The 13,787-nt window shown below is 70.0% G+C and carries 15 protein-coding genes and 1 pseudogene; 11 read left to right on the top strand and 5 right to left on the bottom strand.

What is annotated here, in order from left to right; all coding sequences use genetic code 11:
• Positions 1-133 precede the first annotated feature (133 nt).
• Positions 134-404 (bottom strand): annotated as a pseudogene (locus FVA80_RS31655) (IS481 family transposase); the annotation flags it as partial.
• Positions 405-1,320: 916 nt separating this feature from the next.
• Between FVA80_RS31655 and FVA80_RS25535 the strand changes: the two are divergent.
• From FVA80_RS25535 to FVA80_RS25505, 8 genes are all read left to right on the top strand, one after another.
• On the top strand, positions 1,321-1,764 hold the full coding sequence (locus FVA80_RS25535) for a hypothetical protein (protein ID WP_147908637.1): 444 nt from the start codon (positions 1,321-1,323) through the stop codon (positions 1,762-1,764).
• Between the two features lie 405 nt (positions 1,765-2,169).
• Entirely contained in the window at positions 2,170-2,412 is a 243-nt protein-coding gene (locus FVA80_RS25530; protein ID WP_147908638.1) for an Rmf/CrpP family protein, read from the top strand.
• A 108-nt stretch (positions 2,413-2,520) separates the two neighbouring features.
• Positions 2,521-2,793: a hypothetical protein gene (locus tag FVA80_RS25525; RefSeq protein ID WP_246692141.1), complete on the top strand. Its 273-nt coding sequence runs from the start codon at positions 2,521-2,523 to the stop codon at positions 2,791-2,793.
• Between the two features lie 114 nt (positions 2,794-2,907).
• On the top strand, positions 2,908-4,254 hold the full coding sequence (locus tag FVA80_RS31650; protein WP_246692140.1) for a hypothetical protein: 1,347 nt from the start codon (positions 2,908-2,910) through the stop codon (positions 4,252-4,254).
• Positions 4,255-4,262: 8 nt separating this feature from the next.
• Positions 4,263-4,991, top strand: coding sequence for a sensor histidine kinase (locus FVA80_RS31645; protein ID WP_246692139.1), 729 nt, complete (start codon positions 4,263-4,265; stop codon positions 4,989-4,991).
• A gap of 11 nt (positions 4,992-5,002) precedes the next feature.
• Entirely contained in the window at positions 5,003-5,668 is a 666-nt protein-coding gene (locus tag FVA80_RS25515; RefSeq protein WP_147908640.1) for a response regulator transcription factor, read from the top strand.
• 150 nt (positions 5,669-5,818) lie between these two features.
• Positions 5,819-6,220 carry an exopolysaccharide production protein YjbE gene (locus FVA80_RS25510; protein ID WP_147908641.1) on the top strand — a complete coding sequence of 134 codons (402 nt, stop codon included), beginning with the start codon at positions 5,819-5,821 and terminating at the stop codon, positions 6,218-6,220.
• A 220-nt stretch (positions 6,221-6,440) separates the two neighbouring features.
• The gene (locus tag FVA80_RS25505; protein WP_147908642.1) at positions 6,441-7,826 is read left to right on the top strand and encodes an SLC13 family permease; all 1,386 of its coding nucleotides are present in this window, start codon (positions 6,441-6,443) and stop codon (positions 7,824-7,826) included.
• A 148-nt stretch (positions 7,827-7,974) separates the two neighbouring features.
• Here FVA80_RS25505 and FVA80_RS25500 read toward each other — a convergent pair whose 3' ends face one another.
• From FVA80_RS25500 to FVA80_RS25485, 4 genes are all read right to left on the bottom strand, one after another.
• Positions 7,975-9,273, bottom strand: a complete 1,299-nt coding sequence (locus tag FVA80_RS25500) for a DUF2254 domain-containing protein (RefSeq protein WP_147908643.1) — start codon at positions 9,271-9,273, stop codon at positions 7,975-7,977.
• On the bottom strand, positions 9,270-10,265 hold the full coding sequence (locus tag FVA80_RS25495) for a mechanosensitive ion channel family protein (protein WP_147908644.1): 996 nt from the start codon (positions 10,263-10,265) through the stop codon (positions 9,270-9,272). Before FVA80_RS25495 ends, FVA80_RS25500 begins: the two co-directional genes overlap by 4 nt.
• Before the next feature lie 110 nt (positions 10,266-10,375).
• Positions 10,376-10,627 (bottom strand): hypothetical protein, encoded by a 252-nt coding sequence (locus tag FVA80_RS25490; protein ID WP_147908645.1) that lies wholly within the window; start codon positions 10,625-10,627, stop codon positions 10,376-10,378.
• A gap of 26 nt (positions 10,628-10,653) precedes the next feature.
• On the bottom strand, positions 10,654-11,127 hold the full coding sequence (locus FVA80_RS25485) for a PRC-barrel domain-containing protein (RefSeq protein ID WP_246692138.1): 474 nt from the start codon (positions 11,125-11,127) through the stop codon (positions 10,654-10,656).
• 383 nt (positions 11,128-11,510) lie between these two features.
• Here FVA80_RS25485 and FVA80_RS25480 point away from each other — a divergent pair, with 383 nt between their 5' ends.
• The 3 genes from FVA80_RS25480 (at position 11,511) to FVA80_RS25470 (ending at position 13,777) form a co-directional block, all read left to right on the top strand.
• Positions 11,511-12,065 (top strand): fasciclin domain-containing protein, encoded by a 555-nt coding sequence (locus tag FVA80_RS25480; protein WP_210248950.1) that lies wholly within the window; start codon positions 11,511-11,513, stop codon positions 12,063-12,065.
• Positions 12,066-12,294: 229 nt separating this feature from the next.
• On the top strand, positions 12,295-12,630 hold the full coding sequence (locus FVA80_RS25475) for a hypothetical protein (RefSeq protein WP_246692137.1): 336 nt from the start codon (positions 12,295-12,297) through the stop codon (positions 12,628-12,630).
• Between the two features lie 79 nt (positions 12,631-12,709).
• Positions 12,710-13,777, top strand: coding sequence for an endonuclease/exonuclease/phosphatase family protein (locus FVA80_RS25470; RefSeq protein ID WP_147908646.1), 1,068 nt, complete (start codon positions 12,710-12,712; stop codon positions 13,775-13,777).
• Positions 13,778-13,787 lie beyond the last annotated feature (10 nt).

The following is a 13,787-nucleotide window of genomic DNA, read 5'->3' as shown; positions in this document are numbered from 1 at the left end:
GTGACAGCTGCCTGGGTGAAGGCTGAGGCGTAGTCGAGGGCGAGTTTGTCCGAGCGCGCGGGAGGTAAGGGGGAAGTCCGTGAGGCGGTTGAAGGTCGCTTCCGGCTCACCAGCGCAACGTCGTGCTCGTCGGGATGCCGTGGCGTTGCAGGCACCGATAGCGATGAGCGGGGCAAATGCGGGATCGTCGCCTGGAGCGCGTCGAGGCAGGCGTCGAGCGGGAGGAACGCATGACGGCGCAAGGCGACGACCGTCTGGTCCTCGGGTCACTGCTCCGTCGATCCCGGAACCTTCGGCGCCGTGCGCTGGCCGGCGACCGTCTTCGGGTTGATCCTGTAGCGCTTCGAGAGCGTCTTCAGGCTCGCTTGACTATGCTGGATCGCGCGAAAGATCGCCTCCGTCATCGTGGCGCTGTCGTGAAGAACCTACCCAATAGCGCGTCCCTTCACGCGGACATGAAGGGTGCACCATCAAACCCTGGGATCAATCATCTCGCCGACCCGCACGACGGCCTTGCATTCATAGACTTATCGCAAAACTCGGGAGTGGATTGGTTCCCGATTCAAGATTGAGCAGTTTATCGGCACGCCCAGTCAAGTCATCAGGGCTAAAAGAAAGCACACCACAACGACGCATCCGAGGATGACGAGGCCGAGCGTGTGGATACCACGCGCCGACGCATCGGCGCCGTTGTCGTTGGCCGGTTCCGGAAGCGCGCGGGGCCAACGTCGCCACCTGTGGCAAGCGGAGGGGGCCTGACGCCGGGAGCCTCCGGTATCCGAACCCGGCTCACGTCGACATGTCATGGGCGGGATATCGGATGCGGCCCCAGTCAGGGGCGGGGTCGGACACTGCGAGTCCTCCGCCGTACCGGGCGCAATCCTCGATGGCACGTTCGGTCGAGGTCGCCGGTCCGGTGCCGGAACCACCCGGCGGCGAGGCGAGGCCCGGCCGTCTCCGGAGCGCGCGGACCAGCCGTGCCGTTCGATCCAACGCTTGCCTCATGGCACTCCTTGCCGCCTGGCGGAGGGAACCCCGGATTGGCGCCGAGTCACGACCGCGCCCGGAACCAGGCTGGGGTCGTCGTATGGCTCCGCATCGAACGCAAGCCGCGCCCGGAGGGGCTGCAGGCGGCCGTCAGGTTTATCCCGACGCGGTTGCGGGCTTCTCTGACTGAAAGGAGCGCGTCCGGCGGCACAGATGACCGTGTGAGCCGGAGAGGTTGCGCCACATCCGACCGGGGCGCTCACCCGGGTCGGCCTGTCGGCCGAACCTTTCCTCCCGCCGCGCGGCCACGCATGGCCCATTCGGAGTCGCTCCATGAAACGCATCGCACTCGCCCTCGCGGCGGTATCGAGCCTCGTCCTGTTCGCCCCGTCGAGCGAGGCGAGGCCCTTCGGCAGGGGGCATGGCTTCCACGGACATCACGGCGGTTTCCACGGTCACCGCGGAGGCTTCCGAGGGCATCGCGGTTTCCATGGGATCGGTTTCCGCGCGCATCATCGCGGGTTCGGCCGCTATCGCGGGTTCGGCTTGCGCCATGCCCGCTACGGGTATGGACGCCACTATGGACGCTACGGTTACCGTCGCGGTTATCGCGGCCTCGGTCTCGCGACGGGCCTGGGCCTCGGGCTCGCCGCCGCGACGGTGCGGCCAGCCTATTACGGTGCCGGCTTCGGCCGCCCCTACGGCTATGGCTATGGATACGGCTACGCCCCGGTCCGCTACGGTTACGGCCGCCCGTATCCCGGCTGCGGCTACTAGTCTCCGCACGCGAGGAGAGAGCATGGGCCGCCCATCGGCGGCCCATGCCGCGCTTGTGGCCAGCGCGGTCCTTGCCGGTCCGGCGCTCGAGCAGAACGGGACTGTGCGGAGGTTTGGCGGCGACAAGACCGGTGCGATGACGGCGCCTCACGGACGGACAAGAAGAATTCCCGACCGCCAGGCGCTGAGCGGCCAGGTCACGTGGCCCGTTCGCCCCGCCCTGTTTTCTCCAAATAGGCGGCACGACAACGGTCAAGCGTAATCCGGGCACCGGGACGTCGGGATTATCCTGACGTGTGTCGGTGAGAACGGCGGCCAGGAGCGAACACGCTTGTCGGGACCGGCGATCCGCGCGCTACTCGACGCCGTCACGAAAGCTTCGTGGGGGCGGGAAGACAGGCGCCAATGATCATGGAAGTCATCAAGCAGGGCGCGCGCGCCCGTACCTTCGGCCGACCCAGGGATGCCTGCCCCTACCCGGGGGATTCCCGCGAGCGTCGGGCCTGGTACGAGGGCTATGACGGCGCGGCATGGAATTCGGCATGGGATCTTGGCACGCGCGTGCCCCATCCGGCCGCGGCACACCGGGCGGGCACCGCGACGGTGGAGACCGCGGCCGCCGTGAGCCCGGTGGTGTCCCGGATCTGAGGCCATCGGTACGTGCCAAGCTTTCACCGTCGGCCCTCCGGCCCGCATGGCACCGCCCCGGCGGTGCCGCTTCGGTTCGACCCAGGGGCAGGTTGGACGAGGATGCAGTTGAAACACCGGCCATCCCTCGAGGGCCGGACCTTCGGCCGGCTGGAACGGGTGGTGACCACTCTGGTGGAGGCAGGGCTTCAGCACCGCGACGCCGCACCGCCGAACCTGATCGAACGTCTGCGGCACCTCGAGCACGGGGTGTTGGCATCAGGCGGCGACCGGCAGGTCCTGCAAGTCATCGCGTCCGGCCGTCGCCTTCTGGGCGACCGGATCGAACCGGTCTCGTCGGACGATGCCGCGCGCATCGACCCGGGGGAGGCGCTACCCTAGGTCACTCGGAGCCTTGACGCGCGCGTCGGCTGTCGGACGGGGCGAGATTCAGAGGCCTGCGGACTGTGCAGGCTGCGGCGCTCACCACGGACGTTCCCCTTCGAGTGCCCGCGTATGCCCCTTCGGAGAGACGACGTCGACGGCCGCGGCGACCGGCCCGAACTGAGCCGGGGCAACGGCCGCACCTTCGTCGCGCTCGCGCTCGCCGCCGCAATCCCCGTGCTCCTCCTCAGCGCCTGCGTGGCCACGCTGATGGCGCAGCAACAGCGGGACCTGACCCGCAGCGCCGCGGTGGCGAGCGCGACACGCGTCGCTGAGCGCGTCGCCTCCGACATCGCCGCGCAGATCGGCGTCCTCGAAGCGGAGGCTGCATCCGCCACCCTCGACAAGCCCGACCTCGCCGCCTTCTACGCCGAGGCCGAGCGACTGAAGGCGGGGCGTCCCCTCTGGGAGACCGTGGAACTGGCCGATCCGGACGGCCGCCAGGTCGTCAACCTGCTCCGCTCCCTCGACGACGAGCTGGGCCCCACCGCCGACCGCGGGAGCTTCGATACGGTGGTCCGGACGCGGCGTCCCGTGGTCGGCGGCATCGGCCCGGTCGGCCCGGTCTCGGGCAAGCGCCTCGTCGCCCTGCGGGTGCCTGTCATCCGGGGAGGCGGCCTCCGCTACGTCCTCTCGGTCGGTCTCGCCAACGACGCGGTCAGCTCGATCCTGCGCGACGCCGGCGCGCCGGACGGCTGGGTGGGGACCATCGTCGATGCCGACGGAAACACCATCGCCCGCACCCGCGCCGAGGCGGAGGAACTCGGGCAACCGGCCGACGCCGCACTCCAGGCGGCGATCCGGCACGCGCCCAACGGCTTCTACTCGGGCTCCACCTTGGAGGGCTCGAACGTCGAGGTCGTCTACCGGACGCTGGCGGACACCGGGCGCTGGTCGGTGCATTTCGGGATGCCGGCCGCGACGCTGAACGCCCCGGTCCTGCGCGCCTACCTCGTCCTGGCCGGCGGCAGTGTCCTCAGCATCGGCCTCGCGCTGGCGCTGGTCGGCCTGGTGGGCCGCGACATGGCGCAGAGGCGGGCCGGCGAGCGCGCGCGGTTCTCCCTGGCGCTCAAGTCGAGCCAGGAGCAGGGCGCCGTCGCCGCCGAGGCCGCCGAACTCGGAACGCTGCGATGGGATATGGTTCGGGACACGGTGACCGGGTCGCCGCGCGCGGCCCATCTCCTGGGATGGCAGACCGGCATCCCTGAGTCCGGCGAGACGGAGGCCGATGCCGGCAGGGTGATCGGGATGGTGCATCCGGACGACCGCGCCCGGCTCGCCGACGACCTGCACAGGAGCCTTGCGGACGGGGGCGCGCTCGACGTCGAGTTCCGGGTCGCGGGCTCGCCCCCGCGCCGCGCTGGGTCCGCCTGGCCGGCCGAGCTCCGCGGCTGCACGGCGCCGCCGCGGCCGGCCTGATCTACGGCGTGGTGTCCGACATCGAGCCGCGCAAGCGGGCCGAAGCGGAACGGCTCGAACTGCTCCGCCGCCTCGGCGAGGCGCAGGAGAACGAGCAGCGCCGGATCGCGCGCGAGCTCCACGACCAGGTCGGCCAGACCGTGACCGGGCTCTCACTTGGCCTGAAGGGCCTGGAGCGGCTCCTCGCAGCCGGGGGCGCGACCCTCGAGGCGGGGCGTCAGGTCCAGTGGCTGCAGGCCCTCGCCGGCGAGATCGGGCGCGACATCCACCGCGCCGCCGTCGACCTGCGCCCGACCGCCCTCGACGACCTCGGCCTGCAAGAGGCCCTCGCCACGCAGTTGCGCGAGTGGGGCCAGCGCCACGGCGTCCGCGCCGACCTGGAAATCCTCGGCGAGCCCGTGCGCCTGCCGCCCTCCGCCGAGAGCGCGGTCTACCGGATCGTGCAGGAAGCGCTCACCAACGTCCTCAAGCATGCCCGGGCCGACACCGTCAGCGTCTCGGTCGAGCACCGCGCCGGGGAGGTGCGGGTGATCGTCGAGGATGACGGCGTCGGTTTCGATCCCGAGGCCGTTTCCCAATCTCCAGAGGACCGCGCGCCGGCCAAGCCGCGCCTCGGCCTGTCCGGTATCCGCGAGCGCCTGTCCCTCCTGGGCGGCGGGCTCACGCTTGAGAGTTCCCCGGGCGTCGGCACGACGTTGTTCATCGCCATCCCCGTTCCGCCAGCGCCCTGCGCATGAAGGACCGATCCATGGGCCGCATCCGCGTCGTCCTCGCCGACGACCATCCCATCGTCCTCGCGGGCATCCGTGCGCTCCTGAACGCCGATGCCCAGGTTGAACTGGTCGGCGAGGCCACGAACGGCGGCGAGGCGCTGCCGCTGATCCGGTCCGTGGCACCCGATGTCGCCGTGCTCGACGTGTCGATGCCCGGCCTCAACGGTCTCGAACTGACGGAGCGCGTCACCGGCGAGTGTCCGGAGACCAAGGTGCTTGTGCTGACGGTCCACGAGGATGCCGCCTACGTCCAGCCGCTGCTGAAGGCCGGCGCCCGGGGCTATCTGCTGAAGCGCTCGGCGGCCGAGGACCTCCTGCGGGCGGTCCACGCCGTCGCGGCGGGCGGCGTGTACCTCGATCCGTCCGTCGCCGGACACGCCGTGGGGGACGGCACCGCGACGGCGGCGGGATCCAAGCCGGCCGAAACCGGCGAAGCGCTCAGCCCGCGGGAGACGGAGACGTTGCGCCTGATCGCGCAGGGCTTCAGCAACAAGGAGATCGCGCGGCGCATCGACGTCAGCGTGAAGTCTGTCGAGACCTACAAGGCCCGGGCCGCCGAGAAGCTCGGCCTGAGATCCAGGGCGGAGATCATCCGCTACGCCGCAGCCCAGGGCTGGCTGGACGCGCTCACCCTCCGGTAGCGCAGCACGCGTCCGCAGCGTCGCCGGATCGGGCTGCGGGCGCGGCACGGTCGCTGGATTCCACCCGCGCGCGTGCGACCGTCTTCGCCTGGAACCTGGGGCTGTCCAAAGTCTTGTCAGCGACAATCAAAGACTTCTGAGGATACGCTTATGAAATCCGTTGCCATCGCCGTCGTGGCCACCCTCGCCCTGGCCGTGCCGGCCCTCGCCGCCCCGTGCAACACCGGGACGACGAAGGCGAAGGACCCCACCCCGGGTCAGGTGAACCCGAAGAGTTCGGACGTCGACAAGTCGAGCCAGAACCTGGCTGGCGGCCAGCAGCCCGCCTCGCCCGGCACGGTCGGCGCGATGAACGCCGCAGGTGCCAACCAGATGGTCGGCCAGAAGCCGGGATCCGAGGCGAAGACCGACCAGGGCGCCGGCGTCGGCACGTCCAGCAAGAACCTCGCTGGCGGCCAGCAGCCGGCCTCGCCGGGCACGGTCGGCGCCATGAACAACGCGGGAGCCAACCAGCAGCTCGGTGACAAGGCCGGCAAGGGCGACGATTGCTGAGCCAGGCCACGTATTAAGCCATCGTCACAGGGCCCGCCGCGGATCGCCGCGGCGGGCCATTTTCATGGTCATCTACGCTGTCATCCGGCGACGACGGCAGCGGAAGGATCTCCATGCGCACGCCCGTTGCTGTCGCCGTCCCTGATAGCGGGACGTACCTCGCCCCGGCATCCGATCGCCGCGGGTCTATCAGTCCCCCGAGCCGCACCGACCAAACCTGATGGCGATTCATGCGCGGGAGCGGGTGGCTGCGGCGGCCCTCGCAGCACTTGCCGCGGCGGTGTGGTTTCCCGACGGGCTCGACTGGCCGGCGCGGGCCGCGCTGTTGGCCTTCGGCGGAGCCGCGATCCTCTGGATCCTGACCGACCTGAGCGCGGCCTACGTCGCTGTGGCCGCCGCCGTCTTCCTCGTCGCGGTCCGGGCCGTCGAGCAGCGGGCGCTGATCGAGGGCCTCGGCTCGAAGGTGGTGTGGCTCGTGATCGGCACCTTCGTCCTCGGTGCGGCGGTCGAGAAGAGCGGGCTCGCCGACCGGCTCACCGCCGTTATCGCCGGGCGCGGGACCACGGTCGGCGGCCTGATGTGGCGCCTGACGCTCGGCATCGTCCCCCTGGCCTTCCTGATCCCCTCGACCTCCGGGCGGGCGACCGTGCTCCTGCCGCTCCATCGCAGCCTGACCGAGGCGGATGACGACCCGCGCCTGGCCAAGGCCGTCGGGCTGCTGATCCCCGCCCTCGTCGTCATCTCGACGATCTGCAGCCTCACGGGCGCCGGCTCGCACCTCGTCACCGTCGACATGCTGGAACGGCTTTCCGGTCAGAGCCTCGGCTTCGGGCAATGGATGCTCTGGGGCCTGCCGTTCGGCATGGCCGCCTGCCTGATCACGACCTTCCTGATCGGCCGCCTGTTCCTCGACCGGCAGACGCGGGCGCGGCGGCTGGCGGAGATCGAGGCTCCGTCCGGTCCTCTCTCCGCCCGGGAATGGCGGACGGGCGCGGTCGTGCTCGCCATGCTGGGGCTCTGGCTGACGGAAGGGTATCACCCGTTCGGCATCGCCACCGTGGCGGTCGTGGGTGCGGTGGTCCTGACGATGCCGGTCGTCGGCGTGCTCGACTGGGACGATGGCGTGAAGGCCGTGAACTGGGGGCTGGTACTGTTCATCGCCGCCTCCCTGGTGCTCGGCCGGGCCCTCATCTCCACGGGGGCCGCGAAATGGCTGATCGGCTCGGCGTTGTCGGCGAGCGGCCTGGACGGCGACAGCCCGACGCTCCTGATCCTGCTCGGATTGTCGGCGCTCAGCCTGTCGGCGCACCTCTACATGGTGTCACACACCGCACGGGTGGTCGCGTTGCTGCCACCGCTGCTGCTCCTGGCGGACAGGCTCGGCCTCAACCCGGTCGCGGTCGCGTTCCTGGCGAATGTCGGGATGGATTACTGCCTCACCCTGCCGGTCTCCTCGAAGGCGCTGCTGATCTTTCAGGGCACCGAGCGACCGGCCTGGACGGCGAGGGACCTGCTCAGGCTGGGGGCGCTCCTGGCGCCCGCCTACGCGGCGCTGATGGTCGCGGCCTACTATCTCTTCTGGTCGCAGGTCGGCCTGTCCTTGTGACGCCGTCCTTGCGTCGTTCCGAAGCGGGCGCGAGCGAGGGGGATGCTGCGATGCGGAGCAGGAGCGCGTAGCCGGTCAGTCGGTGGTCGGCCTGATGGACGACGTGACGATGGCCCTTGGCGATGGCGTCCGGGATTGCCGTGCACGCTCACGCGGGATCGCCGCCCATGCGTGTCACCGTGAAACGGACATGCCGTGCCTCCAGGTCGGCAAGGTCGTGCGGATCCGCGACGTCGCGCCGGGCCGCGGCGAGGACGAGGTCCGCATGGCGGGCGAGTTCGGCGGTCCGGTCCGTCAGACGCTCGACTTCGGCGACGCGGGTGAGCACGTCGAGCATCCGGGCCAGCACGTGCACCGAGCCGGCGGCGTTCTGGCGGATCATGTGAAACATGGCATCGCACAAGCCGTCATAGTCGGTGACCGGAACGACGAGCACCACCCGGCCGTCGCGCACGACCGTTCCGGACGGCAGGTGGCGCCACGCAACGCGGCAGAGGGCGTCCCCGAGATGGTCGACGACGCTTCCGGCCGTGAACGGGTCGTTGATGCCCGGCGACAGCGCGCGGACTGCAATCTCGACGAGCTGCCGGATCGAGTATTCCAGATCCTGGAGGGCGGCCGGGCGGCGTCCGAAGGTCAGCGCCCGGTTGAGCGCCACCTCGACGTCCTCGATCCCGGCGGAGAGGAACGCGACCGGGAATCCCCTCGGGACGTAATCCCCCGGTCGCACGCGCAGGGCAACGGTCGCGCCATGCGCGTGAGCCCAGTCGGCCAACCCGTCCTCATCCACGGCCTGGAGATAACCGCTGCCCTCAATGCGGACCCCGCCACCGGTCGGCAGCCGGGCCGGGAGCGTCATACCGGCCGTCTCGCAAGTCCGGGCCTCGACGGCAGCGCACAGGTCGCGGTGCACCGCGTCGACAACCGTCTCGACGTTAATGCTGACGGCGATGTGGTGGACGAACCAGACCAGGGTGGCCAGTGACAGCAGCGCCAGCGCGATGGCCCCGGTGATCGCGAGGTGCGGGACGAACGGGCTCTCCTGCACCGTGCGCACCGTCCGCAGGACCATCAGCGCGTACGCGAAGGTGCCGAGGAAGATGCCCAGGACGACCTGGTTGCGGGCGTCACGGGTGAAATTGCGCAGCAGCCGCGGGCCCATCTGGCCGGAGGCCAGCGTCAGGGCCGCGATGGTGATGGAGAAGGTGGTGCCGGCGACCCCGATGGTCGAGGACGCCACCGCACTCAGGAGTGCCCGCGCCCCCTCGGCGCCTCCGGAATAGCCCCAGTTCTGGTTCGGCGAGGACGCGTCGTAGCTGGCGATGTGGGCCGTCTCCAACCAGACCCCGAGCTGGGCCAGCCCGAGGCAGCCGAGAACGATCAGGGCGGGCCTGAGCCAGAACAGGTCGCCCAGGAACTCGATCCAGGCCTGGAGGCGCGCCTTCATGCCGGCTCCTGCTTTCTCTCGGAACGACCGCCTTCAGCGTCCTCACGTTCGAGGTCGTCACGATCGGCGCGGAGCACCTGCCAGCGCGCTCGCGGCGGAGTCTTGCCGGCGGGCCAGCCCTCGCGCTGGCGGGTGCGGTCGCCGTCCGACGCCTCGGTCTGGTCGTGCAGAAGCACCTGGCTCGTGGGGTACGGCAGGTCGATGCCGGCGGCGGTCAGCGCGTCCTTCACGTTCGAGATCGCGTGGTCCAGCGCATCCACCGCGTCGCGGCGGCGTGGCGGGTCGATCCAGAACCGCGCCGTCATGTCGACGCCGGCGGCGCCGAGCCCCGTGACAAGCGCCTCCGGCGCCGGGTCGGCGAGCACGCCCCCGGTCCCGCGCAGGGCCTCGACGATGACGCGGCGGGCCTCCTTCATATCGTCGCCGTTGCCGATGGTGAGCGGGAAGGCGAGCCGGCGCTTGTCGTGCGCGGTGATCACCGTGATCTTGTCGACGAACAGCGTCGCGTTCGGGATCAGGACCCGCTGATTGTCGTAGGTGCGCAGCACCGTGGCTCGCACCCACACGTCCTCCACCGTGCCCTCGTGCGAGCCCGCCCGGATCTGGTCGCCGATCACGAACGGACGGGTCAGCAGGATGAGGATCCCGGCCAGCAGGTTCTGGAGCACGTCCCGGAAGGCGAAGCCGATGGCGACGCCGCCGATTCCGAGGAGGTTGAACAGGTCGGCCGCGGAGACGGAGGGGAAGGCCACCGAGGCCGCGACCAGGAACGACACCAGGATCGTCATGCCGCCGGCGATGCGGCCGAGGACCGAAGCCGAGCCGGGCGAGGCCTGCCGCAATTCGGCGGCCCGGCGGACGGCGGCCCGGACGCCGCGGGCGATCAGCAATCCGACGCCGAATAGGACGAGGGCGATGACGAGCCCCGGCACGAGGGCGGCGGCCGAGCGGCCGAGCCCTTCGAGGCGTCCCAGCGCTTCCGAAAAGATCATGCGGGATCCCGATTCATGGGAAAGCCGCCGGTGGCGGATGTGCCAGCCGGCGGCGCTTCATCTTCGGTCCGCGAGGGCGGCAGGCCCCCGCGGATCATATCTCAGCCGGATCAGCGACGCGGGCCGCCGGTGGTTCCACCATATTGTTGGCCGCGGGCTCCCCGTGAGGGCATGGCGGCGTTGCCGCGGCTCGCCGAGCCCTGCCGCATGCGGTGGCGCCGGTGCATGCGCACCTGCACGAGGTCGGCGTTCGCGGCCGGAGCGACGCCCGTCATGGTCATCGGCAGGGCCGCCGACGGCATCGTGGAGGCACCGAGGCCGAGGCCGGCCAGGAGCGCCGAGGCGAGGATGGTGTGCTTCATGGTCGTCTCTCCTTCCGTGGGGCCGATCAGCTCTTCTTCTTCGAGTAGGTGAACTTCGGCGCGTTCTTGAGGGTGTCCTTGTCGGTGTCGGCGTGGACCGCCCACGTGCCGTCCTTTTCGCTGATGGCGAGCGTCGCGGGATCGAGCACGACGTAGCTCTCGCCGATGCCGAGGAAGCCGCCGACGCTGACGACGACGCCGGTCAGCGTCTTGCCGTTCTCGATCGCGAGATCCTCGATCTCGCCGACGGTCTCGTTCTTGTTGTTGTAGACGGTCGTGCCGATGAGCTTGGACGACATCACGTCCGCGGGCTTCACAGTCACGTACTTCAGCTTCACCGTCGCGGTGTCAGCCATCGTCATCCCCCGGCCGGAGGATGTCATGTCGGAGGACGCGGGCATGGCGGTGCCGGGAGCCGGGGCCGCGGGCGTCGTCTGGGCCAGGGCCGGGGCCGACAGGCAGGCGAGCGCGACGGCGGCGGCGAACGTGCGATAGAGCAAGAAGATCTCCCGAGTGTTGGTTCGAAGGTGCCGCTCGGATCGCCCCTGACGGGACCGGACTCATCCCCGTTCCGGCTGCACAGTTCGGAGCCCCAACGTTCGCGTTCAGGAAACGTTCAGAAAAAACGACGGCCCGCGTGTGACTATTTGGCTAGTTTCCCGCTCGTCAGGGACCGAAAAAGGGGCCCGGGAACCGTGCCGCTGACAATCAAGCGTCAGCATAATGTCGAGCAAACTAGCATGAAGAAAAACTAAGCCCGCGTCATTTACGCAGGGGCGATGAATTTCTTGTGATCTAGGCTGTGAAACCCGAACGCTCATCATCCCGTAACGCCGTGACGAGCCTCGACGATCGAGCCGTGATGACGCCTACAGGACCCTTTATGATGCGTACGATTCTGCCTGCCGCCCTTCTCGCCTCCGGCCTGGCCTTCGCGGCGCCGGCCTTCGCCGAGACCGCCCCCATGGTCGGCGGCGCGCCGATGATGCCCAGCAAGACCATCGTGGAGAACGCGTCCAAGGCCAGCAACCTGACGACCCTCGTCGCCGCCGTGAAGGCCGCCGGGCTCGCCGACACCCTGAATGGCAAGGGCCCGTTCACGGTGTTCGCGCCGACCAACGACGCCTTCAAGAAGCTGCCGGCCGGCACGGTCGACGCGCTCCTGAAGCCGGACATGAAGAAGACGCTGACGGCCGTGCTCACCTACCACGTCGTTCCGGGCAAGCTCGACGCCAAGGAACTGATGGCCAAGGCCAAGATGGGCGGCGCCGACGCCAACCTGAAGACGGTCGAGGGTCAGGTCCTGACGGTGAAGATGGACGGCGACCGACTGGCGCTGATCGATCAGAAGGGCGGCGGCGCCTTCGTGGAGCAGGCCGACGTGAACCAGTCGAACGGCGTCGTGCACGTCATCGATAGCGTCCTGATGCCGAAGTAAGCCGACACCTCGGACGGCCCGCCCCGTGTGTCACGGGGCGGGTTCGACCACGGCGACATCGCCGTCCCGGCAGCGTGCCGGGCCCGGCTTCGCGTTCGACGTACGGACGGACCACACGGGAAACGGATCGTCGCGCCTCGGCGGCCCTGCGCCCGACGAGGAACCAAAGGGGCCGGCGGGGTTTCAGATCGACACCCCCGATCGCCGTCCATCCGACAGGACCGTTTGCATGAATTCGCTCCACCTCGCCCGGGCCGCGTCCGGTCGCGCCGCCACGCGCATCGTCGGCCCACTCCTGTTTGCCGTCGGCGTGGCGTTTGCCAGCCCCGCGAGCGCGCAGTCCGCGGCCAGCTCTATCGACCAGCCGACCGCTGGGACGCTGCCCTCGGGAACCTCGACGGTGAAGGGCGCCGGAAACGCGCGCCACGAGGGCAACGGGCAGGTCGCACCGCCGAGCGCGATCCAGTCCTCGACCGACGTCATGCAGTCCGAGGGTTCGGTCCAGAGCAAGACCCAGGGCGGCCGGACCGACCCGATCAAGCACCTGCCCAAGGACATGCGCTGAGCTCCGCCTGCCCCGATTGCGGGGACGGCCCGACCGGCGTTTCTCGGCTGGCGGTGAGCCAACCTGCCGGGCGCCGCCCGTGAAGGCCCTCGCCCGCTACGCGCTCATCCTGCTTGCCGCCATCCTGGCCGCCGCGAGCCTCGTGCCCTTGATCCCGACCGAGTGGTGGGCGGTGCGGCTGCTCGACTTTCCGCGCCTGCCTTTCGCCGGAGGCCTGCTGGCGGTCGGTCTGGCCCTGTTTCCCTTCCTTCGGGGAGCTCCCAGGTCGACCCTTCCGGCTCTTGCGCTGGTGACCCTCGCACTGGCGGTCAACGCCTGGATCCTGTGGCCATATCGGCCGACGGGCGGCATGCGGGTCGAAGGATGCCCCGTGGAGCGCAGGCTCTCCGTGCTGATCGCGAACGTGCAACTCGGGAGCCGGAACGCCGCGCCCTTGGTCGAGGCCGTCGGGCGGGAGGAACCCGACCTGTTCCTCGCCATGGAGACCGACACGTGGTGGGACGAGGCCTTGAAGCCCGTGCTCGCCGCGATGCCCCACGCCCTGCAGCGGATCACGGGGTCGTATTACGGCATCCACTTCTTCTCGCGTCTGCCCCTGGTGAACGGCGGCATCCGTCATCTCGCCGGGCAGGACACGCCGGCGGTCGTGACCGGCGTCACCCTGCGCAGCGGGGAAATCGTCGATTTCGTCGGCCTCCACCCGAAGCCGCCGCAGCCCTGGCAATCCGCCCGCGGACGGGACGCCCAACTCTACGCGGCGGCCGCGGTGCTGCGCGACCGGGTCGAGCCGGGCGTCCTCGCCGGCGACCTCAACGCCACGCCGTGGGAGATCGCCGTGGAGCGGATGGCCAGGCTCTCCGGATTGATCGACCCGCGCCGCGGCTACGGCTACGTCGCGACCTGGAACGCCCATTCGTCCTGGATCCGCTGGCCCCTCGACCACGTCTTCCACGAAGGCGGGTTCGCGACGCTGGACGTCGAGCGCCTCGACGCCTTCGGCTCGGACCACGTCCCCCTTCTCGTCCGTCTGTGCCGGAAGACCGGGGAACGGGGGAGGATGACGCCGCAGCGGGACGCCGACGATGTCGCCGCCGCCAACGCGGTGCTCGCCGCCGCCGGGGCGACCGAACGCCTCCAGCCGCGATGAGCCTCCGGTC

It is taken from the genome of Methylobacterium sp. WL1 (assembly GCF_008000895.1).
GTDB lineage: Bacteria > Pseudomonadota > Alphaproteobacteria > Rhizobiales > Beijerinckiaceae > Methylobacterium.
Note: the sequence above shows the minus strand (reverse complement) of the source record. Positions and strands in the feature narration are given on the sequence as shown.

What these genes read in the sequence shown, in the direction of transcription:
- FVA80_RS25535 (WP_147908637.1), top strand. Translation starts at nt 1,321, where the DNA reads ATGAAACGCATCGCACTCGCCCTCGCGGCGGTATCGAGCCTCGTCCTG.
- FVA80_RS25530 (WP_147908638.1), top strand. Translation starts at nt 2,170, where the DNA reads ATGATCATGGAAGTCATCAAGCAGGGCGCGCGCGCCCGTACCTTCGGC.
- FVA80_RS31650 (WP_246692140.1), top strand. Translation starts at nt 2,908, where the DNA reads ATGCCCCTTCGGAGAGACGACGTCGACGGCCGCGGCGACCGGCCCGAA.
- FVA80_RS25515 (WP_147908640.1), top strand. Translation starts at nt 5,003, where the DNA reads ATGGGCCGCATCCGCGTCGTCCTCGCCGACGACCATCCCATCGTCCTC.
- FVA80_RS25510 (WP_147908641.1), top strand. Translation starts at nt 5,819, where the DNA reads ATGAAATCCGTTGCCATCGCCGTCGTGGCCACCCTCGCCCTGGCCGTG.
- FVA80_RS25505 (WP_147908642.1), top strand. Translation starts at nt 6,441, where the DNA reads ATGGCGATTCATGCGCGGGAGCGGGTGGCTGCGGCGGCCCTCGCAGCA.
- FVA80_RS25500 (WP_147908643.1), bottom strand. Translation starts at nt 9,273, where the DNA reads ATGAAGGCGCGCCTCCAGGCCTGGATCGAGTTCCTGGGCGACCTGTTC.
- FVA80_RS25495 (WP_147908644.1), bottom strand. Translation starts at nt 10,265, where the DNA reads ATGATCTTTTCGGAAGCGCTGGGACGCCTCGAAGGGCTCGGCCGCTCG.
- FVA80_RS25490 (WP_147908645.1), bottom strand. Translation starts at nt 10,627, where the DNA reads ATGAAGCACACCATCCTCGCCTCGGCGCTCCTGGCCGGCCTCGGCCTC.
- FVA80_RS25480 (WP_210248950.1), top strand. Translation starts at nt 11,511, where the DNA reads ATGATGCGTACGATTCTGCCTGCCGCCCTTCTCGCCTCCGGCCTGGCC.
- FVA80_RS25475 (WP_246692137.1), top strand. Translation starts at nt 12,295, where the DNA reads ATGAATTCGCTCCACCTCGCCCGGGCCGCGTCCGGTCGCGCCGCCACG.